General features: G+C 59.4%; 18 protein-coding genes. 4 read left to right on the top strand and 14 right to left on the bottom strand.

Annotation, left to right across the window (positions count from 1 at the left end):
- Positions 1–43: 43 nt before the first annotated feature.
- The 6 genes from AC1DM5_RS06110 to rpoD form a co-directional block, all read right to left on the bottom strand.
- Positions 44–841, bottom strand: a complete 798-nt coding sequence (locus AC1DM5_RS06110; RefSeq protein ID WP_477820595.1) for an APH(3') family aminoglycoside O-phosphotransferase — start codon at positions 839–841, stop codon at positions 44–46.
- A 50-nt stretch (positions 842–891) separates the two neighbouring features.
- Entirely contained in the window at positions 892–1,053 is a 162-nt protein-coding gene (locus AC1DM5_RS06105) for a hypothetical protein (protein WP_183740999.1), read from the bottom strand.
- 108 nt (positions 1,054–1,161) lie between these two features.
- Complete coding sequence (locus AC1DM5_RS06100) at positions 1,162–2,274, bottom strand: DUF930 domain-containing protein (RefSeq protein ID WP_477974746.1); 1,113 nt, start codon at positions 2,272–2,274, stop codon at positions 1,162–1,164.
- Positions 2,275–2,322: 48 nt separating this feature from the next.
- Positions 2,323–3,045 (bottom strand): DUF930 domain-containing protein, encoded by a 723-nt coding sequence (locus AC1DM5_RS06095; RefSeq protein WP_477974744.1) that lies wholly within the window; start codon positions 3,043–3,045, stop codon positions 2,323–2,325.
- A gap of 126 nt (positions 3,046–3,171) precedes the next feature.
- On the bottom strand, positions 3,172–3,465 hold the full coding sequence (locus AC1DM5_RS06090) for a GYD domain-containing protein (RefSeq protein ID WP_113324502.1): 294 nt from the start codon (positions 3,463–3,465) through the stop codon (positions 3,172–3,174).
- A 279-nt stretch (positions 3,466–3,744) separates the two neighbouring features.
- Complete coding sequence (gene rpoD / locus AC1DM5_RS06085; RefSeq protein ID WP_112543627.1) at positions 3,745–5,799, bottom strand: RNA polymerase sigma factor RpoD; 2,055 nt, start codon at positions 5,797–5,799, stop codon at positions 3,745–3,747.
- A 528-nt stretch (positions 5,800–6,327) separates the two neighbouring features.
- Between rpoD and AC1DM5_RS06080 the strand changes: the two genes are divergently transcribed.
- Positions 6,328–6,879 (top strand): L,D-transpeptidase family protein, encoded by a 552-nt coding sequence (locus AC1DM5_RS06080; RefSeq protein ID WP_477820597.1) that lies wholly within the window; start codon positions 6,328–6,330, stop codon positions 6,877–6,879.
- A gap of 9 nt (positions 6,880–6,888) precedes the next feature.
- Here AC1DM5_RS06080 and AC1DM5_RS06075 read toward each other — a convergent pair whose 3' ends face one another.
- From AC1DM5_RS06075 to dnaG, 7 genes are all read right to left on the bottom strand, one after another.
- Positions 6,889–7,236, bottom strand: a complete 348-nt coding sequence (locus AC1DM5_RS06075; RefSeq protein ID WP_477820598.1) for a GFA family protein — start codon at positions 7,234–7,236, stop codon at positions 6,889–6,891.
- A gap of 10 nt (positions 7,237–7,246) precedes the next feature.
- Positions 7,247–8,284, bottom strand: coding sequence for an L-threonine 3-dehydrogenase (gene tdh, locus AC1DM5_RS06070; protein WP_477820599.1), 1,038 nt, complete (start codon positions 8,282–8,284; stop codon positions 7,247–7,249).
- 23 nt (positions 8,285–8,307) lie between these two features.
- Positions 8,308–9,495, bottom strand: a complete 1,188-nt coding sequence (locus AC1DM5_RS06065; RefSeq protein ID WP_310387090.1) for a glycine C-acetyltransferase — start codon at positions 9,493–9,495, stop codon at positions 8,308–8,310.
- Between the two features lie 67 nt (positions 9,496–9,562).
- Positions 9,563–10,291 (bottom strand): class I SAM-dependent methyltransferase, encoded by a 729-nt coding sequence (locus AC1DM5_RS06060; protein ID WP_477820600.1) that lies wholly within the window; start codon positions 10,289–10,291, stop codon positions 9,563–9,565.
- A 61-nt stretch (positions 10,292–10,352) separates the two neighbouring features.
- A complete protein-coding gene (locus AC1DM5_RS06055) occupies positions 10,353–10,814 on the bottom strand; it encodes a cupin domain-containing protein (RefSeq protein WP_477820601.1) in 462 nt (153 codons plus the stop codon).
- A 75-nt stretch (positions 10,815–10,889) separates the two neighbouring features.
- On the bottom strand, positions 10,890–12,755 hold the full coding sequence (gene recQ, locus AC1DM5_RS06050) for a DNA helicase RecQ (RefSeq protein ID WP_477820602.1): 1,866 nt from the start codon (positions 12,753–12,755) through the stop codon (positions 10,890–10,892).
- A complete protein-coding gene (gene dnaG, locus AC1DM5_RS06045) occupies positions 12,755–14,770 on the bottom strand; it encodes a DNA primase (protein ID WP_113324530.1) in 2,016 nt (671 codons plus the stop codon). Before dnaG ends, recQ begins: the two co-directional genes overlap by 1 nt.
- Positions 14,771–15,538: 768 nt before the next feature.
- Here dnaG and AC1DM5_RS06040 point away from each other — a divergent pair.
- Positions 15,539–16,435, top strand: a complete 897-nt coding sequence (locus AC1DM5_RS06040) for a hypothetical protein (RefSeq protein WP_477974742.1) — start codon at positions 15,539–15,541, stop codon at positions 16,433–16,435.
- On the opposite strand, the gene AC1DM5_RS06035 is transcribed toward AC1DM5_RS06040, so the two are convergent.
- Positions 16,416–16,868 (bottom strand): GatB/YqeY domain-containing protein, encoded by a 453-nt coding sequence (locus tag AC1DM5_RS06035; protein WP_477820604.1) that lies wholly within the window; start codon positions 16,866–16,868, stop codon positions 16,416–16,418. The genes AC1DM5_RS06040 and AC1DM5_RS06035 overlap by 20 nt on opposite strands.
- A 368-nt stretch (positions 16,869–17,236) precedes the next feature.
- On the opposite strand from AC1DM5_RS06035, the gene carA reads away from it, so the two are divergent.
- Positions 17,237–18,442, top strand: coding sequence for a glutamine-hydrolyzing carbamoyl-phosphate synthase small subunit (gene carA, locus AC1DM5_RS06030; protein WP_477820656.1), 1,206 nt, complete (start codon positions 17,237–17,239; stop codon positions 18,440–18,442).
- Positions 18,443–18,595: 153 nt separating this feature from the next.
- The gene (locus AC1DM5_RS06025) at positions 18,596–19,120 is read left to right on the top strand and encodes an N-acetyltransferase family protein (RefSeq protein WP_477820605.1); all 525 of its coding nucleotides are present in this window, start codon (positions 18,596–18,598) and stop codon (positions 19,118–19,120) included.
- Positions 19,121–19,266: the final 146 nt, after the last annotated feature.

The following is a 19,266-nucleotide window of genomic DNA, read 5'->3' as shown; positions in this document are numbered from 1 at the left end:
TCCAGCAAAAGTGCGCAGCGGTTTTGCCTCAAAACAAAGAGTTCTAAAAGAACTCATCCAGGAGCTGATAATAGTCCATCTTCACGGGATCGATGATCGACAGGCCGTAAGCATTGAGAAACAGCCGCACGAATTCCTCACCGAAGTTATCGGCGATGCTGTGGCAGGCAAGCGCGATATCCTGATAGCGGTCGGCGACACCAAGGCGGCAGCAATCGATATAACCGGCAAACCGCCCGTCTGCGACCATGAAGTTCGGCAGGCAGGCGTCGCCATGCGCAATAACGAGATTTTCGCTTTCCGGTCGCAGCCGCTGCAATTCGCTGAAGAGGAAGAAGGCGCTTTTGCCGAGCCGCCCCTCGTCGAAATCCGTCTCGTCAACGACACCGGCGCGCATGCGCGCTTCAGCGGCGGCGAGGCGCTTTTCCAGCCGATGATTGAACGGACAGGCGCTGATATCGACGTTATGGAGAGTGCTGAGTGCAGAGGCGAGGATCTCGATGCGCTCTTCCGGCAACAACGTCGCGGCAGTGACGAGATCGGCGCCCGGCAGTGCCGTCATCAGGAGAAAACTACGTTCGCCATCGCTCTCATGGGCGATGAGCTCGGGGCAATCGAGGCCCTGGCTGCGAAGCCAGACGAGCCTCTCGGCCTCATCGGCAAGCTCGCAAAACGGCCCCGCCTCCTCGACCTTCAGGTAAAGCCCTGGACGCCTCTCGCCTTCCAATCGGAAAACGCAAGCCGAGGAACGGCCGAGCGCGTCCCGCCGCCATTCATAGCCGCCAAGATGGCTTCGGAGCGAAACCGGAAGCCTGCCATCCTCCTGAAGCGGAACGACCATGACGATCCTGTTATGGGAAGAAACTCTGTCTGAAAGCCGGTGTGGGCGCTTTAGTGGAAGGTTTCGGCCGGCGCGCTTTCCAGAAGAATTTCGAAAGCTTCTTCCAGGGCGGCGACCAGAATATCGGTCAGCTCGTCTGCCTTGTTTTCCAGAAACATGAGGCTGACGGCTTCTTCCTGACGCTCGAAGAAGTGCTCAATCTCGTTCGACATATCATTGTCCCCTTATCCACCATAATCATCACGGCCATGGGAAAACGATAGAGATGGTTCCTTGCGCGTGGCTTGTTGCGGAATGGGCGCGGCCAAAGGTGCCGCCGACTATTCGCGAATATCATATTTTCCATACTGGTTAACGGGGATCAAGCCGCCCACTTCGTGGGCAAACGAAACCACCTTCGTGGCATCCGCATCCACCTCACAACGGAAACGAACATGGTACCAACCCTTGGCCGTACCAAAGGCCGCATCGTCGATATTCAGCAGGGTTCCTGCTCGCAACCCGTACTGGGGTAGTGCGTAGGGCTGATAACTCGGAGAACCGTAAGCGAGTTGGGCGCGAAGCTCACTGGCGCAAAGAACGGCCACCCTTTTGCTACGTGGGAGACCGTCGACTGCGGACTGCGCAAGGGAGCTTCCGTCCTCAGTGGACGAAAATAGCGTCTTGGCATTCGCCAGATCATTGTTCTTCACCGCCTCTTTTGGCTTTTCAGGAGTTTTCTGCGCCGGCGGCTTGGTTTGCTCGATACTGGTCTTGGCTTCACCCGACACGTCTGCTGGCGGCCCGTTTGGCTCCGGAGAAGCATCAGCCGCCGCAACTTCCGGAAGCTTCACATCATCTGGAACAGGCCTCGATGGAGGCGTCTCATTTTTTGGTTTCTCCGCGGCGGCCTCTGTGGGCATTTGCTGCGGCTCAACATCGCGCTTTGGGGGCGTCGTTGCCGGCTTTGCTTCGCCTTCAGACGAATTGCCTGCCAACGTTTTTTTTGGACCACTATTCTTATCGCCAAATTCCGTGACAACACGCATAGGCGGCATAGGCGTCTGCTTCGTTTTTTCTGCCGTCTCTGCGGCAGGCGGAGGTGATTGCGGCGGTGGCGGTGGAGGTGGTGGCTGCTTGGCCTTCGCCTGTTCCTTCGGCTTCTCTTCCTCTTTCGGCTTTTCCTTCGGCTTCTTCTCCTCCGGTTTTTTCTCCTCTGGCGGCGGAACGAGTTCCACCTTCACGCTCTCGTCCTCGGCAGGCTTCGGCTGAATCTTCGGCAAACCAAAAATAAGGAGCGCGACCACAGGAACATGCACGAGCACCGACGCGATGACGCCCCAGCGAACGCGAGGCTCCTGGTGTTCCTTCTCGTGGTCCGTATCTGCCGGTTCGACGTCTTCTTCTGTCACAGCAGCGATGTGGCCTTTAAAACTGGCAGCATCAAGCCACAAATCGAAAAAACCTCGTGAAGTTTGCGCACAGCGCCTATCGCTCCTGGCTCACTGATCGGCCTCGCCATCATCGGCGACCAGATTGTGTTCCTGCCACTCGCTCCTCGGAATGGCGTCACCTATGGCAAAGGCAAAGGCGACAACCGCCTGCCCCGCTGGATCGACCTCGCAATGGAACCGGACGTTGAACCAGTTGCGCTTGCTGCGAAAAGCCCCGCCACCCACCTCGACGCTGTTACCCCTCACCTTCTCCGCTTTCATGGCATAGGGCGCAACGAGGTCAGGGGCAGAGCCCGGACGCGAACGGCTGATCTGCTCCAGCGCTTCGAGATTGCAGAGCTGCAGATTGCGCTCCCCGCCGGACAATGTGCCGAGCAACTGGCGCGCCTCGCGACTGCGTGGGCTGGCCAGCGTCTTTCCCGAAAAGAGCTCTTTTGCCTGCGTCAGCTCCGGCGGACCCGACGTCACCGGCTTCGGCGATGTCGGCAATGGAGGAGGCATCTCCCTCGATGCCGTCTCGGGTGCCGGCGGGGCATCCTCTCCCGCGGCAGAATTTGCCTTCTCTTCGCTCTTGTCCGGCAGCGACTGGACGGCAGGCGGCGGAGTTGGAGCGGCGATCGCAGGCGGTGTCACAACTTCAACGTTGATGCTGTCTTCCGGCGCAGGCCTGATGGGCTGCACATCAGGCAGGAAAGCAAGCAGGAGCAAGCCGATGACCAGATGCAGTACGAGCGATACCGGCCAGGCCGAATCGATTCTTCCTCTCTGCAACTGGCCGGCATGTTCCATCGGCAAGGCAAGTCCATGCTCTGGGTTCAAGGCGCAGCGACACTGCCAGCGCCGCGGGACAACCGCAACGCCGCATCCGGCTCATCACCAGCTATTGGCCATTCTGACCTACGAGAGCGACGCGATGATGTCGCGGTAGTTCACTTCCGAAAATGCCTTCATGGTTTTCGTGCGGACGTTTCCGCCTGTGGCGAGAGACAGCGTGAAGCGCGCCATCACGCGATCATCAGGCGCCTCGCAGACGGCCACCATGTCGTATTCGCCCATGGTGAGATAAAACTTGTCGAAGGAACCGCCCATGCCGCCGAGCATGTTCCTTGCCGCATCCAGTCGCTTGGCAGAATCTTTCACGTTCCGGATGCCCTGATCGGTCCAGTTTATCAGCAGAATGTAGGTGGTCATGCTGCACCTCCCAACGGAGGCCACGGTCACGCGGCGCATGATACAGCTCGCACGCCGCGACCGCTCTCTTCCCCCGCTGCCGAAATTATAGGCCTGTCACCACATAGGGACAAGCGGCGCGAGAGCCATCAATCGGGCTAGGTGTTCCCCGACGGGCTAATCCGCTCAGGAGCGCAGGCAGAGAAAAACCCGGCCAACAAAGCTGGCCGGGTTCTGGTATCGATCGTCTGGAAGACGTGAAAGCTCAGCTGTCGAGGAACGAGCGCAGCTTGCGTAATCTTAGCTGTCCAGGAAGCTTCGCAGCTTTCTGGAGCGGCTCGGATGCTTGAGCTTGCGCAGCGCCTTCGCCTCGATCTGGCGGATACGTTCGCGGGTAACCGAGAACTGCTGGCCGACTTCTTCGAGCGTGTGGTCGGTGTTCATGCCGATGCCGAAGCGCATGCGCAGAACGCGCTCTTCGCGCGGCGTCAGCGATGCCAGAACACGGGTTGTCGTCTCGCGCAGGTTCGCCTGGATGGCGGCGTCGATCGGCAGCAGCGCGTTCTTGTCCTCGATAAAATCGCCGAGATGCGAATCTTCTTCGTCACCCACAGGAGTTTCGAGCGAGATCGGTTCCTTGGCGATCTTCAGGACCTTGCGGACCTTTTCGAGCGGCATGGCGAGCTTTTCGGCCAGTTCTTCCGGCGTCGGCTCACGGCCGATTTCATGCAGCATCTGGCGCGAGGTACGCACGATCTTGTTGATCGTTTCGATCATGTGCACCGGAATACGGATCGTGCGGGCCTGGTCGGCGATCGAGCGGGTGATCGCCTGACGGATCCACCATGTCGCATAGGTCGAGAACTTGTAGCCGCGGCGGTATTCGAACTTGTCGACCGCCTTCATCAGGCCGATATTGCCTTCCTGAATGAGGTCGAGGAACTGCAGACCGCGGTTCGTGTACTTCTTGGCAATGGAAATGACGAGGCGAAGGTTCGCTTCGACCATTTCCTTCTTGGCGATGCGCGCTTCGCGCTCGCCCTTCTGCACCATGTGCACGATGCGGCGGAATTCCGAGATCGAAATACCGGTTTCCGTTGCGAGATTCTGGATCTCCTGGCGGATGTCGCGGATCGTCGTGTTCTCGCTCTTTGCGAATTCCTTCCAGCCGCGGGCGGCCAGATTGCCGATCGACTTCATCCAGTTCGGATCGAGCTCCGCGCCCTGATACTGCTCCAGGAACGAGTCGCGCTTGACGCCGTAGGATTCGGCCAGACGCAGCAGGCGGCCTTCATTCTGCACGAGGCGCTTGTTGATGTCATAGAGCTGCTCGACCAGCGCATCGATGCGGTTCTGGTTGAGCGACAGCGACTTCACGGCCTTGATCAGTTCGTCCTTGAGCTCCTTGTAGCGGCGCTCCTGGGCGGAAGACAGCGTGCCGGTGGCAGCAAGGCGCTGCTCGACCTGCTGGTCCTGCAGCTTACGCAGCTTCTTGTAGGTCTCGGCAATAATGTCGAGCGTTTCCATGACCTGCGGGCGAAGCTCGGCTTCCATCGCGGCGAGCGAGAGGTTGGATTCGTCCTCGTCCTCTTCCTCCTCTTCCGGAGGCATGCCTTCGCCGCCGACATCGGTAATGTCGTCGTCACCGGAGCGGGCGCGGCGCGTCTTTTCCTTTTCCTCGGCAGCCTTGCGGTCGGCCTCGATCTTCTCGGGGCTCTGGAACTGCGGGGCAGCCTTGGCTTCCGGACCGGAATAGGTCGTTTCGAGATCGATGATCTCGCGCAGGAGCGTGGTGCCTTCGTTCAGTTCGTCGCGCCAGATGATCAGCGCCTGGAAGGTCAGCGGGCTCTCACAGAGGCCTGCGATCATCGTTTCGCGGCCGGCCTCGATGCGCTTTGCGATGGCGATTTCGCCTTCGCGCGACAGAAGCTCGACGGAACCCATTTCGCGCAGATACATGCGCACCGGGTCGTCGGTACGGTCGGTCGGCTCTTTCTTCTTGGCAGTCGCAAGTGCGGTACCGCTGGAAGGTGCGAGTTCGCCGCCCTCACCGTCCTCACTATCAGAGCTGTCGTCGTCATCGCTACCGGAAGCGCCGGCTTCCTCGGCTTCTTCGTCTTCGATGACGTTGATGCCCATATCTGACAGCATCGACATCGTGTCTTCGATCTGTTCGGACGTCACTTCTTCGGAAGGCAGGACGGCGTTCAGCTCGTCCATCGTCACATAGCCGCGCTTCTTGGCGGCTTTGATCATCTTCTTGACCGCGTCATCGGAAAGATCGAGAAGAGGGCCGTCGCTTGCGCCGTCGCGTTCGACTTCCGCTTCTTCGTTCTCTTTGACCTTCGTTGCCATTTATATCGTCGCCTTCCTGACGCTATTCATACTCGCTGCGGTGAATGGCCCTGTCGTGGCCTGGCACGTGCGCGGCGGCCTCGAATCACCTATACCCACCTAACGGGATGACATTTAAAGCCTGATTAACCACGATTGCCGGCATCGGACAGCAAAATTTCATTGCTATTGGATTTCCGGCCATGGTTGTGCGATCCGCCTTGACCCAGTTCACCGCTCAAGTTGAACGGTGATTCCCACAAAATTTGTTCTCGTCAAGCTTTTCCAGAAAAAAAGCCACCGAAAACCCGGAAAAAGCCTTATCCACAGGCTTTGAACCGCGCCAGCGATTGCTACGCTTATTTAGTATGTCACCAGGGAAAGACAAGGGCTTTCGGATAAACACGAGAATAGCTGCGGATCATTCCAACCGCACGCCACAGATTCTTCGCAAATCGCCAACATGAGTTGCAAAAGCAAATCGCGCACGATTATGGCGAATCTCTAATTCTTCAAAAGCCATAATCCGGTGGTGGGGCGAGGATCGCGTTGAGAAATAAGCTGATCATTCTAGCAACCGTCCTAGCAGCCGCCGCCGTCAGCGTTCTCGGCTACACGAAGGTAATGGCGAGGATCGGCTCAGGCTCGCCGCCTCCGGACGCGCCGCTGGCGCAACAGGCTGACCTCATTCGGGTCTATAAATCCGAACGCCGCATGGTCCTTTTCAAAGGCGACACTCCCGTCTCGACGTATCGGATTTCTCTCGGCAGCGCTGCCGATGGAGGGCCGAAGCAACGGGAGGGCGACGAAAAAACTCCGGAAGGGCGTTATGAAATCGACTGGCGAAATCCCAGGTCCATGGCGCATCTCAGTCTGCACATCTCCTATCCAAATCCGGCCGATCGGCAGAATGCCGAAGCGAAAGGCTTTGCTCCCGGCGGCGATATCATGATCCACGGGCTTCCCAATGGTTGGGGCTTTCTCCAGAACATGCACCGGCTGTGGGATTGGACGGATGGGTGTATTGCCGTGACCGACCAGGAGATGCGCGATATCTGGGCGCGTGTCCCCAATCACACACCCATTGACATTACGCCCTAAACTGTCGCCCTAGCGCGACAGACCGTCGAACGCATTCACCGTCAGGGCAGACAGATCGAGCGCCGGAATGCAGCGCAGATTGACGGATGCCATCTCCATGCCATTGGGCGCCCTCGCTTCCCCGAAGGGCGCGATGCCGCACTTGGCGCAGAAGTGATGTTTGATTGCATGGGTGTTGAACGTATAGGTCGACAGGTTTTCTTCCGGCACCGTCAGATGCAGCTTCTCCCGTGGCACGAAGCCCAGAAGCCCGCCGCGCCGACGGCAGAGCGAGCAGTTGCAATCGACGGCCTCCGTAAACGCGCCTTCAACCGTAAAGGCGATATTGCCGCAATGGCAGCTTCCCTCGTATTTCATTCCAATTTCCTCACATCCAATCCATCACGACCTTGCCGGAATTGCCCGAGCGCATCGCCTCGAAACCATCGCGGAATTCGTCGATCTTGATGCGATGAGTAATAACCGGCGACAGATCCAGGCCACCCTGCACGAAGGCGATCATCTTGTACCAGGTCTCGAACATCTCGCGGCCATAGATGCCCTTGAGGTTCAGCATCTTGAAGATGACCTTGTTCCAGTCGATCTCGAAACCAGCAGGCGCAATGCCGAGGATGGCGATCTTGCCGCCATTGTTCATCTTGTCGATCATGTCGCGGAATGCGGGCGCAGCACCTGACATTTCAAGTCCGACATCGAAGCCTTCGGTCATGCCGATCGATTTCATCACATCGGCGAGGTTTTCCTTCGAAGCATCCACGACGTGATCGATGCCGAGCTTGCGGGCAAGAGCGAGCCGGTTCGGATTGATATCGGTGATGACGACCTTGCGCGCACCGGAACGCTTGGCAACGAGCGCGCCCATGATGCCGATCGGCCCCGCACCCGTCACCAGCACGTCTTCGCCGACGAGATCGAAGGAGAGCGCAGTGTGAACGGCATTGCCGAACGGATCGAAGATCGCTGCGATCTCATCCGTGACATCGTCGGGGATGGCAACGACATTGGCTTCCGGAATGCAGACGAACTCGCCGAAGGAGCCCGGCCGGTTAACGCCGACGCCGAGCGTATTGCGGCAAAGATGCCCCCTGCCCGCACGGCAGTTGCGGCATTTGCCGCAGACGATATGGCCTTCGCCGGAAACACGTTCGCCGACGCGGTATTTGGTAACAGCGGAGCCGATCTCGGCGATCTCGCCGGAGAATTCGTGACCGACCACCATTGGCACCGGAATGGTCTTCTGCGCCCACTGGTCCCAGTTCCAGATATGCACGTCCGTGCCGCAGATCGCCGATTTCTTCACCCGGATCAGCACGTCGTTCGGACCGACTTCCGGCACCGGCACGTTCTCCATCCAGAGGCCGACTTCGGGCTTCGCCTTGACCAGTGCTTTCATCATGTTGGACATGATCTTTTCTCTCCTCAAGGCTCTTAGATAACGCCGAGTTCACGGCCCGCTTCGGCAAAAACGGCAATCGCCCGCTCCACGTCCGCCTTCGAATGCGCAGCCGACATCTGGGTGCGGATACGCGCCTGCCCTTTCGGCACGACGGGGAAGGAGAAGCCGATCACATAGACGCCCTTTTTCAGCATCAGTGCCGCCATATCCTGCGCAAGCTTCGCATCGCCCAGCATGACGGGGATGATCGCATGACCCTCACCCGCCAGCGTGAAGCCGAGTTTGGTCATTTCGGAGCGGAAGAGTGATGCATTGGCCGTCAGCCGCTCACGCAGCGCATCGCCATTTTCAATGAGATCGAAGACCTTCAGCGAGGCGGCGGCAATGACGGGCGCCAGCGTATTGGAGAAGAGATAGGGGCGCGAGCGCTGCCGCAACCACTCGACGATCTCGGCCTTGCCCGACGTATAACCGCCGGACGCGCCACCGAGCGCCTTGCCGAGCGTACCGGTGATAATATCGACCCTGCCTTCGACGCCGCAATATTCCGGCGAGCCGCGGCCATGCTTGCCGACGAAGCCGACGGCGTGGCTGTCATCGACCATGACCATCGCGCCGTACTTTTCCGCAAGATCGCAGACGCCCTGGAGATTGGCGATGATACCGTCCATGGAGAAGACGCCATCGGTTGCGATCATCTTGAAGCGGCTGCCTTCGGCCTTCTTCAGCTCCTCTTCCAGCGCCGCCATATCATTATTGGCGTAGCGGAAGCGCTTGGCCTTGGAGAGGCGCACGCCATCGATGATCGAGGCATGGTTCAGCGCATCGGAAATGATCGCGTCCTCTTCGGACAGCAGCGTCTCGAACAGACCGCCATTGGCGTCGAAGCAGGAGGAATAGAGGATCGTGTCTTCCATGCCGAGGAAGGAGGAGATACGGGCTTCGAGCTGCTTGTGTTCTTCCTGCGTGCCGCAGATGAAACGCACCGAGGCCATGCCGTAGCCGTAGCGGTCGAGCGCTTTCTTGCCGGCGTCCGCCAGCTCTTCGTTATCGGCAAGGCCAAGATAGTTGTTGGCGCAGAAATTCAGCACGCGTTCACCAGACGCAACGGCGATTTCGCCGGCCTGCTTCGACGTGATCACACGCTCGGATTTATAGAGGCCGGCATCCTTGAGCGCAGCCAGTTCGCCGCGCAGGTGCGAGAGGAAATTCGAGGTCATTGAGGGCCCTTCTCTTGATGTTTCCCGTCTGAGCGTCGGTTAGCATATTGCCGCTGGCTTGTCTTGCTCAACGCTCGACCGTAACAAGCAGAAACATCGGCCGGTCGAGTTCTTCGGCCCATTCGGGATGCGCGGTCAGATCCTGCTCGTTCGGCGCCCATTCTTCGACATGGCGGATCGTAAAACCAGCCGATATCAGGATATTGATGGTCGTGCCGAGGCGGCGATGCTGCTTGACGACACCCTTCGCCAGCCAGTCCGTCGTGCGGCCTCCCTCGATTGCATAGCTGTCGAGCGGCCATATGCGCTGACCATCGGCATCCGTGCTCCAGCCGGCATTGCGCGGCGCCATGAAGATCGGATGCTCGATCGTAAAGACGAAACACGAACCGGGAACGAGCGCCCGGTAAACCGTGGCGACAAGCCGCTCGAAATTTTTGACATAGTGAAAAGCGAGCGAACTATGCGCGAAATCGAATGAGGCTTCCGGCAGTTCCAGCTCTTCGAGATCGCCGATCCCATAGGTGATCGCCTCATCATGCGTATCCGCCCTCGCCCGGCCGATCATGTTTTTGGATATGTCGAGGCCGAGGACGCTTGCAGCACCCACCGAGCGGGCATAGCGGGCAAACCAGCCGAAACCGCAACCGAGATCGACCACCCGCTTGCCTCTGAGATCAGGTAATTGCGCCCGAACCGCCGGCCATTCGGCTGCACCCTCAAGCCCTTCGACCGAGCGGCGCATGACGCTGTATCCGGCGAAGAACTCCGCCGTATCATAGATATTCTGGCTCATGATAATCCTCCGGATGGCCCTTATAGGATACCATCCATAATCATCTCAAGGATCGGGCATCTCAGGGATCGGGACCGTCGCCGATCTCCACGAGGCCGAACCTATGCTGGATCGGCAAGATCGCTTCCGGTGTCGCCGCACCAGCCCGTTCGAGCTCCACGAAGAAATGCTCGAACCCACCAGGCGTGACGAAGCCCATCATCCGGCCCATGCCATCGCTGACATTGCGCCAATGATGCGGAACATTCGGCGGCAGCACGACGACGGAGCCGACGGGCGCCTCGATCATCTCGTTTCCGCACCAGAAACGGTAGCTCCCCTCGATGACCCGAAAGACCTCCGTCTCCCGCGTGTGCATATGCCGCGACGGGCCGGTGCCTGGCGCCGAGAAGCTTTCCCATATGCCATAGGCGCCGGCGGTTTCCTCCGCCGTTGCATGAATGAAGACCTGCCCGCCATGAGGATGTCTGGCAATCCGCTCGCGCCCGGGCAGTGATGCGACTGCTCTGTTGAAATGTGCCATTGAAGTTCCCCCAAACTCTGGAACAACCCTAGCAGAGATCTGTGCCGATTGCAGCGGAAGGTAGGTGCAACCGGCCTATTCGTCGTGGGAGAGAATGATATCGAGGAAGGCGTCGCCGTAGCGCTCGAGCTTCGACTGGCCGACGCCCGAAATGCCGAGAAGCTCCTTGCGGCTGCGCGGCCGCTCGGTAGCGAAGGCAATCAGCGTCGCATCCGGGAAGACGACATAGGGCGGCACGCCGAGTGACTTGGCAATCGACATGCGCTCGGCCCTCAGCGCTTCGAAGAGCGTGCCATCCGCCCCCGAAAGCCCGGTCCTGCGCTCCGCTCGCTCCGTCTTCTTCGCTCTGCGCTCTGAAGGCGCGCGATCCTTGCGGAAGAAGACCTCGCGCTCACGCTTGAAGACGGCGCGCGCCTCCGGCTCCAGCTTCAGGGCTCCGAACGCTTCATGATCGACGCGGATCAGGCCCATCGCCATCAGCTGGCGATAGACCGATTGCCAGGTGCGAACAGCAATATCCTTGCCGGCGCCGAAAACAGGCATATCGACATGGCGAAAGCGTCCCGTCTTCTCGTTGACGTTGCCCATCAGCACATCGATGACGTGGCCGGCGCCGAAACGCTCGCCGGTGCGGTAGATCGCAGCCAGCGCCTTGATCGCCGCTTCCGTCCCGTCCCAGGTCTCGACCGGCTTCAGGCAGGTATCGCAACCGCCGCACTTGCCGCCATGCGCTTCGCCGAAATGCGCCAGGATCGCCTGCCGCCGGCAGGATGCGGTCTCGCAGATCGCCAGCAGCGCATTGAGCTTGCCGCGCTCGATCCGCTTGATCTCGTCGGCCGCGTTGCCCTCATCGATCATCCGCCGGCGCTGGATCACATCGGCCATACCGTATGCCATCCACACCTCGGACGGCAGGCCGTCACGTCCCGCGCGACCCGTCTCCTGATAATAGGCCTCCACCGAGCCCGGCAGATCGAGATGGGCGACGTAGCGCACGTTCGGCTTGTCGATGCCCATGCCGAAGGCAACTGTCGCGACGAGGCAGAGTTCTTCTTCCTTCAGGAACGCATCCTGGTTGGCGTCACGCAGCGCCCGGTCCATGCCGGCATGATAGGCGAGCGCCCGTATGCCCTGGGTGTTCAGCCAGTCGGCGGTTTCCTCCACCTTGGCCCGCGACAGGCAATAGACGATGCCGCTATTGCCCTTGTGGCCGGACAGGAAACGCAGGAGCTGCTGGCGCGGCTGGTCGCGCTCGACGATCTCATAGGAAATGTTCGGCCGGTCGAAGCTCGTGGTGAAGACCGCGGCATTGTCGAGCATCAGCCGCTCGATAATGTCTTCCCGCGTATGCGGATCGGCCGTCGCCGTCAGCGCGATGCGCGGCACGCCGGGATATTGTTCCGCAAGCTTGCCGAGTTCGCGATATTCCGGTCGGAAATCATGGCCCCATTGCGAAACACAATGCGCTTCATCGATAGCAAAGAGCGCGATCCTGGTATTGCCGATCAGCTCGCGGAACCCATCCATCAGGATGCGCTCGGGCGTCACATAGAGCAGATCGAGATTATCAGAGGAAATGCCGCGACGGATCGCGCCATATTCCTCGCGCGATATCGAGGAATTCAGTGCCGCAGCACGGATCCCGAGCTGCTTCATCGCCTCCACCTGATCGCGCATCAGCGCAATCAGCGGCGAGACGACGATACCAAGACCCGGCCGGCAAAGGGCCGGAATCTGGAAGCAGAGCGATTTGCCCGCACCCGTCGGGAAGAGCACGACGGCATCGCCACCCGCGACGACATGCTCTACGACCTCCTGCTGCCGCCCGCGAAAGGCGGGGTAGCCATAGACACGCTTCAGCACATCGAGCGGCTTGGCCGCGCCTGAAAACAGCGCATCGGATACAGGAAACGGCGGCTCGTGGCTTTCAGTCTGCGACATCAGTGGCTCGCAGCGCCCTTGACGCGGCCGGAGAGCACACCGAAGCCATCGATAATGGCTTCCTGGTTTTCGAGCCGCAGCGCCTCAAAATGCACTTCCTGCGAAGCGCGCATCAGCCTGTCGATCTCGGCATCGTCGCCCGCCTCCGTCGCCTGCGCGATATCACGCTCCAGCTCGATCTTCTGCCAGCGCAGATCCTTGGCACGCTTGTGGAAGGCAAGCGCCTGGCGATAACCCTCGCGGGCATCTTCCATCGCTGCCTGCTCGGTAGCCGTCCAGAGCCGGGCATTACGCACCTGCTGGTCAAGGTTCTTCAGGAGCGAACCAAAGCCGGCGACATCAAGGCATTCCAGCAGGTAATCGCGCGTCAGATGCGGTCCGGCAACAACAGCAGCTGCTCCCAGCATCGCCGACCAGAGCTTCTGCAGATCGCGGTTGTCATAATCGATGGCGGCGATCTCATCATAATCGTCGAGCATCAGCGCTGGATGGTTGACGACGGTCAGCGCCAGCACGCACTCCCGGAGCGCCGCATTTTCCTGATGGCCACGCACGAGGCCTGAACGGGTGAGACGATCCGATGCGAACGCCTGCGTTCGCGGTCCGCCAGCCTTCCCGCCCCGCTCCTTCTGCCCACGGAAATTGCCCCCGCCGAAATTGCTGCCTCCTGAAAAATTGCTGCCGCCACCGAAATTGCGCCGGTCGCCGCCGCGGTTCTGGAACTGCGGTTGGAAGAAGCTGTTCAGCCGGTCGCGCATGTCCTGCTGGTAATGGCGCCGTACATTCTCGTCACCAATGACGGCAACGAGCTGCTTCAGCCGTGCTTCCAGCTCGGCGCGCGCCTCGGGCGTATCGAAGGTCCCGTTTCTCGCCTCGCGGTCCCACAGCATTTCCGACAGCGGCTTTGCCTGCGCCATGACCTTGTCGAAAGGCGCCCTGCCGTCCTGACGTACGAGATCATCGGGGTCCTTGCCGTCAGGCAGCAGCGCAAAACGCACGCTTCGCCCCGGCTTCAGATGCGGCAGCGCCAGATCGGCGGCGCGGTTGGCGGCGCGAATGCCAGCACCGTCGCCATCGAAGCAGAGTACCGGCTGCGACGTCATCTTCCAGAGCAGGTCGAGCTGGTTTTCGGTCAGCGCCGTACCGAGCGGTGCCACGGCATTCTCGATACCGGCCTGATGCAGCGCAATGACATCCATATAGCCTTCGACGGCAATGATGGTGCCTTCGCCATTTGCGCCCTGCATCGCGCGGCGCGCCCGGGCGAAATTGTAGAGCACGTTGCCCTTGTGGAAGAGCTCGGTTTCGTTGGAGTTGAGGTATTTCGCCGGCGCATCCGGCGACATGGCGCGGCCGCCGAAGGCAATAACCTTCTCGCGGGAAGACAGGATCGGGAACATGATGCGATCGCGGAACCGGTCGTAGGAAACTGGCACATTCTCGTGCACAACAAGCCCGCAGGCCTCGATCTGCTCCTTGCTGACGCCCTTGCCGGCCAAAAATTCCTTCAGCGCATTGCGGCTGTCGGGTGCAAACCCGAGCCGGAAGGTCTCGATGGTGCGCCCCGTCAACCCTCGGTCGCGCAGATAGGCGCGCGCCCTGGCGCCATTCGCCGTCTGCAACTGGTCCTGAAAGAATTGCGTCGCCATTTCCATCACGTCGAGAAGCGAGGTGCGCTCCTTCTCGCGTCTTTCCATCTGCGGATCGGCGACCGGCATCGGCACGCCAGCCATGTCGGCGATCGTCTGCACCGCCTCGGGGAAGCTCAGGCCTTCGAGCTCAGTCAGGAAGCGGAAATGATCTCCGGTCACGCCGCAGCCGAAGCAATGGTAACGGCCTTTGCGATCCTCGCAATGGAAGCTCGGCGACTTCTCGCCATGGAATGGGCAGCAGGCCCAATAGTCGCCGCGCGACACGTTGGTCTTGCGCTTGTCCCACCCCACGCGCCGCGCAATCACGTTCGAAATGGGAACGCGGTCGCGGATATCGTCCAGGAAGGTGGGGGAAAAGCGCATCTCTACCTCTTGCAGAACATCCATATAAGCAGCTTTACCGCGCCGCGCCACGAAACTTCTGCCGTAAATCCCGCTTTTCACAGGGTGCAGGACATTGTCACAAACCTCCGCCAATGCCACTCAACAACATGTTATCGGCCCCTGACCGGGGGTGCGACATTTTTGACATTTTCCAAGTTCCGAGAGGGTGGCGCCGTCCATTTCGCGGAAAATCCGCTCGGAGAAAGAAGATGCAAAAACAACAAGTTAAAAGAGATATGAGTGGATTGCCCAGGCTTTTTCGGAGTGCGCGGCCGAACTCCATATTCACATTCCGAGAGGCCAAATCCGGGATTATTATATTTTTGTAATTTGAATAAGCCAGGGGCTGGCCATAAGTTCGAACTCAACAAAGCGATCCCCAAGCGAGGCACCATCCCTACCCCCGGCGCCGCCTCGCAAGGGTGCCTTTGCAAATACCCGCCGGCTTGGGTTTCGACCCTGCGTCGCTGACGGAAGCAAAGAGCAAGAAGGCAGGAGCGCCCCCAGCTCCTGCCTTCTTAATTTTTTGAGCAACTTCAGCAAAAGTGTGCAGCGGTTTTGCGTCCGGAATTGCGTAAAAACAAATAGTCTTGAGCATTTCCGCTTTCGGAGAAAACCGGAAATGCTCAAGACTATGCGCCGCCGCTTTTATTGAGCTTTACCTTGCCAATTAACCCCTAAAATACAAAAGCATTGACACTTCCAATAGGCGTGGCAAATGAATGCGCGAAACTCCTGGACAGCGCTATGGCCTACACCGCAGAAAATCTTGCAGCCGACGATAGTTTTCTTGCTGCAATTCTTCATTGTGCCAATGAAATGCTCGCGATTTATCGCGACAGCCCGCGTATTGCATCGATATTCGCCGCACAGCAGCGCTGGCTGATGGCGCATACCGGCTTTGCGCTCTATTACGGCTATCCTGGTGAAGAGAGGCGCGGCCTCTATTCCGGCCGCTTCATCGATTTCGTCATCCAGAACAAGATCGCCAGCCGCAACACGGCAGCTGCCTTCGTGCAGGAAATGCTGGCCTACCGGTTTCTGCGTCCCATTCCGGGCGATGACAAACGCACCCGCTTCCTCGAACCGACGGAAACGGCCGAGCATCATTTTACCAAATGGCTGGTCGCCCATTTGATGATTCTGGATAGCCTCGATGGCGGCCGCCGCGCGGAAAATCTGATGGCCGATCCAACATTGATCGCCCGCCTGCAGCCGCTGATCGCCAAGAAGATCATCGAAACCGAAGCCGTGCGCGATCCGGGCGCCACCTTCAATCTCTTCAACTGGGCCAATTCCGGCGGCCTCGTGATGGATTATCTGATTTCGCGCCTGCCGGGCTTTCCGCATTCTGCCGACCGCGTCATCGTCGGCCCGTTGTCGCTGCGCGAGATTCGCGATCAGTTCATGATTTCCAATACCCACCTGAAACGCCTGCTCGCGCAGGCCGCTGATATGGGAAGCGTGGGATGGACCGAACCGCCGAGAAAGGGCGATTTCTGGCTCTCCCGCGGTTTCGTGCTCGAATATTGGAACTATCAGGCGGCGAAATTCGCCATCATCGATTCAGCCGCGGAAGCCGTGCTTGGGCCTGCGGTCGAAGAACAACCGCAGGCAAGGCGCCTTATTTCAGCAGCTCTTTGACGGTGCCGGAAGCCTTGGCAAAGTCCATCTGGCCGGCATAGCGCTCTTTCAGGGCAGCCATGATCTTGCCCATGTCCTTCGGGCCTTCGGCGCCGACTTCCTTGATGATGGCGGCGATATTGCCACGCACCTCATCGTCGGAAAGCTGCTTCGGCATGAAGTCCTGGATAACGACAATTTCTGCGCGCTCCTTGGCTGCAAGCTCGGGACGGGCGTTCTCTTCGTAGATCTTCGCCGACTCATCGCGCTGCTTCACCATCTTGGCGAGGATCTGCAGCACTTCGTCGTCGCCCGCCTCTTCCTTGCCGACGCCGCGATTGGCGATGTCGCGATCCTTGATCGCGGCCTGGATGAGGCGGATGGTGCCGAGACGCCCCATCTGCTTCGCCTTCATGGCTTCCTTGAGCTGGGTGGCGAGTTGATCGCGCAGCATGTCATTACTCCTTCTGAAGCACCGGACCGAAAAGTGTGAAGGGGCTTTTCAGATAAGCCGATGCTTGAACAAAACTTGAAGCGGCGAATCCGTTTCCCGGCCCGCCGCTCTGGAATGGCGCTTTCATAAACCACGCTGATGTGTGGGATCAAATAAATTGCGAGAATCCCGGCAATATCGGCAGGAAAAGTGCCGCAATCTGCAGTACAAAGATTGACCTAGGCAGAGAGCGTGGCTATCTACCGCCACCTGCACCAAAATTCGTGATCAGGCGTCAAACGCGGCCAAAGCCGCGCGCCTGCACCTGCGAGATCAAATGGCCGGCTCGCGTTTTCGTAAACGCCAAGCCCGCCGGAAACGGGATGAAGATGACCGCGACAGCACCCTGGACAACCGAAAAGCCGACCGCCCTGCTCGTTCTTGCCGACGGTACAGTCATCGAAGGCAAGGGCATCGGAGCAACCGGCAAGGTTCAGGCGGAAGCCGTCTTCAACACGGCGCTGACCGGCTATGAGGAAATCCTCACCGACCCTTCCTATCTCGGTCAGATCGTCACCTTCACCTTCCCGCATATCGGCAATATCGGCACCAACGAAGAGGATATCGAGGACCTGACGCCGGCAGCACGCCACGGCGCGGTCGGCGTGATCTTCAAGGCCGATATCACCGAGCCCTCGAACTACCGTGCCGCCAAGCATCTCGACGCCTGGCTGAAGGCCCGCGGCATCATCGGCCTCTGCGGCATCGACACCCGCGCGCTGACCGCCTGGATCCGCGAGAACGGGTCGCCCAACGCCGTCATCGCTCATGACCCCCAGGGCAATTTCGACATTGAAGCGCTGAAGGCGGAAGCCAAGGCCTGGAGCGGCCTCGAAGGCCTCGACCTCGCCAAGATCGCCTCCTCCGGCCAGTCCTCGCAGTGGTCGCAGACACCCTGGGTCTGGAACGAAGGCTATGGCGAACTCAGCGCCTCCGACAGCAAGTACCATGTCGTCTGCCTGGATTACGGCGTGAAGCGCAATATCCTGCGCCTCTTCGCCGGTCTCGACTGCAAGGTCACGGTCATGCCGGCAACGGCGAGTGCGCAGGATGTGCTCGCCCTTCAGCCGGATGGCATCTTCCTGTCGAACGGCCCGGGCGACCCGGCCGCTACAGGCGAATATGCCGTGCCAGTCATCAAGGAACTGATCAGCACCGATATCCCGGTCTTCGGCATCTGCCTCGGCCACCAGATGCTCGGCCTGGCACTCGGCGCCAAGACCGAGAAGATGCATCAGGGCCATCACGGTGCAAACCACCCGGTCAAGGATCACACGACCGGCAAGGTTGAGATCGTCTCCATGAACCACGGCTTCGCGGTCGACACGAAGTCGCTGCCCGAAGGCGTTGAAGAGACCCACGTATCGCTGTTCGACGGTACGAATTGCGGCCTGCGCGTTCTCGGCAAGTCGGTCTTTTCCGTCCAGCACCACCCGGAAGCCTCTCCCGGCCCGCAGGACAGCCACTACCTCTTCCGCCGCTTCGTCAACATGGTGCGCGAGAAGAAGGGCGAACCGGCGCTCGCCGAGCGCTGATTTCTCATCAACGCCGCTTCGTAGCCCAGCCCTTTTTGATTAAAAATCACGATCTCCTCCCTCATCGAGGGGGTCGTCTTCATCAAGATATTGCCTGCTGAAAATACTTCATAGACACAGTGCTAACCCGTCTCGTGGCTTTGGAGCGGTGGTATGTCTGACGGAATTATCAAACTGCTGAAACCAGAGGATGCCGAGGTCTTCAAGAAAATTCGACTTGAAGCCTTGCGTTCGGACCCCGCCGCATTCGCCAGCCGCTCAGAAGATTGGGAGATACTGTCTCTTGATGAATGGCGCAGCCGGTTGATTGAAATGCCTGTCTTCGTCGCCTTTCAGGATGATGAACCAGTCGCGATCATGGGGCTGATGTCGCAAAAGCCAAGCAAGATGGCGCACCGGGCAACGCTCATAATGGTCTATGTGCGTGCCAGCCTGCGCGGAACCGGCCTTGCTCTTAAACTTCTGGAGCAAGTGACGAAGCATGCAGATGCCCACGGGATCAGGCAGATCGAACTGGCGGTTAGCGCCGAAAATCCCGCGGCACGCCGGTTCTACGAACGCGAAGGTTTTGTCGAAATAGGCCGGATTCCGAGCGCGTTTCTCCACGACGGCATGGAGATGGATGAGATTATGATGTCCCGCCGGATAGGCTCCTGGGCGACCCGCCACGTTTCATAACATTGGACACCGTAAACGTCGCTGACGTTGTTTTGCATCTGGCGTCCGCGCCACGATTGATCCGCTCAGGCGGGCCTTTTTTCTTTGCCGGCATATTGACCTCAACTTAACTTGAGGAATTACAGAACTGCCTGCAACACATCAGA

This window comes from Rhizobium sp. 01T437 (assembly GCF_056398505.1).
This window is presented reverse-complemented; position numbering and strand designations above follow the sequence as displayed.

What these genes read in the sequence shown, in the direction of transcription:
- AC1DM5_RS06110 (WP_477820595.1), bottom strand. Translation starts at nt 841, where the DNA reads ATGGTCGTTCCGCTTCAGGAGGATGGCAGGCTTCCGGTTTCGCTCCGA.
- AC1DM5_RS06105 (WP_183740999.1), bottom strand. Translation starts at nt 1,053, where the DNA reads ATGTCGAACGAGATTGAGCACTTCTTCGAGCGTCAGGAAGAAGCCGTC.
- AC1DM5_RS06090 (WP_113324502.1), bottom strand. Translation starts at nt 3,465, where the DNA reads ATGACCACCTACATTCTGCTGATAAACTGGACCGATCAGGGCATCCGG.
- rpoD (WP_112543627.1), bottom strand. Translation starts at nt 5,799, where the DNA reads ATGGCAACGAAGGTCAAAGAGAACGAAGAAGCGGAAGTCGAACGCGAC.
- AC1DM5_RS06075 (WP_477820598.1), bottom strand. Translation starts at nt 7,236, where the DNA reads ATGAAATACGAGGGAAGCTGCCATTGCGGCAATATCGCCTTTACGGTT.
- tdh (WP_477820599.1), bottom strand. Translation starts at nt 8,284, where the DNA reads ATGTCCAACATGATGAAAGCACTGGTCAAGGCGAAGCCCGAAGTCGGC.
- AC1DM5_RS06065 (WP_310387090.1), bottom strand. Translation starts at nt 9,495, where the DNA reads ATGACCTCGAATTTCCTCTCGCACCTGCGCGGCGAACTGGCTGCGCTC.
- AC1DM5_RS06060 (WP_477820600.1), bottom strand. Translation starts at nt 10,291, where the DNA reads ATGAGCCAGAATATCTATGATACGGCGGAGTTCTTCGCCGGATACAGC.
- AC1DM5_RS06055 (WP_477820601.1), bottom strand. Translation starts at nt 10,814, where the DNA reads ATGGCACATTTCAACAGAGCAGTCGCATCACTGCCCGGGCGCGAGCGG.
- recQ (WP_477820602.1), bottom strand. Translation starts at nt 12,755, where the DNA reads ATGTCGCAGACTGAAAGCCACGAGCCGCCGTTTCCTGTATCCGATGCG.
- dnaG (WP_113324530.1), bottom strand. Translation starts at nt 14,770, where the DNA reads ATGCGCTTTTCCCCCACCTTCCTGGACGATATCCGCGACCGCGTTCCC.
- AC1DM5_RS06040 (WP_477974742.1), top strand. Translation starts at nt 15,539, where the DNA reads ATGGCCTACACCGCAGAAAATCTTGCAGCCGACGATAGTTTTCTTGCT.
- AC1DM5_RS06035 (WP_477820604.1), bottom strand. Translation starts at nt 16,868, where the DNA reads ATGCTGCGCGATCAACTCGCCACCCAGCTCAAGGAAGCCATGAAGGCG.
- carA (WP_477820656.1), top strand. Translation starts at nt 17,237, where the DNA reads ATGACCGCGACAGCACCCTGGACAACCGAAAAGCCGACCGCCCTGCTC.
- AC1DM5_RS06025 (WP_477820605.1), top strand. Translation starts at nt 18,596, where the DNA reads ATGTCTGACGGAATTATCAAACTGCTGAAACCAGAGGATGCCGAGGTC.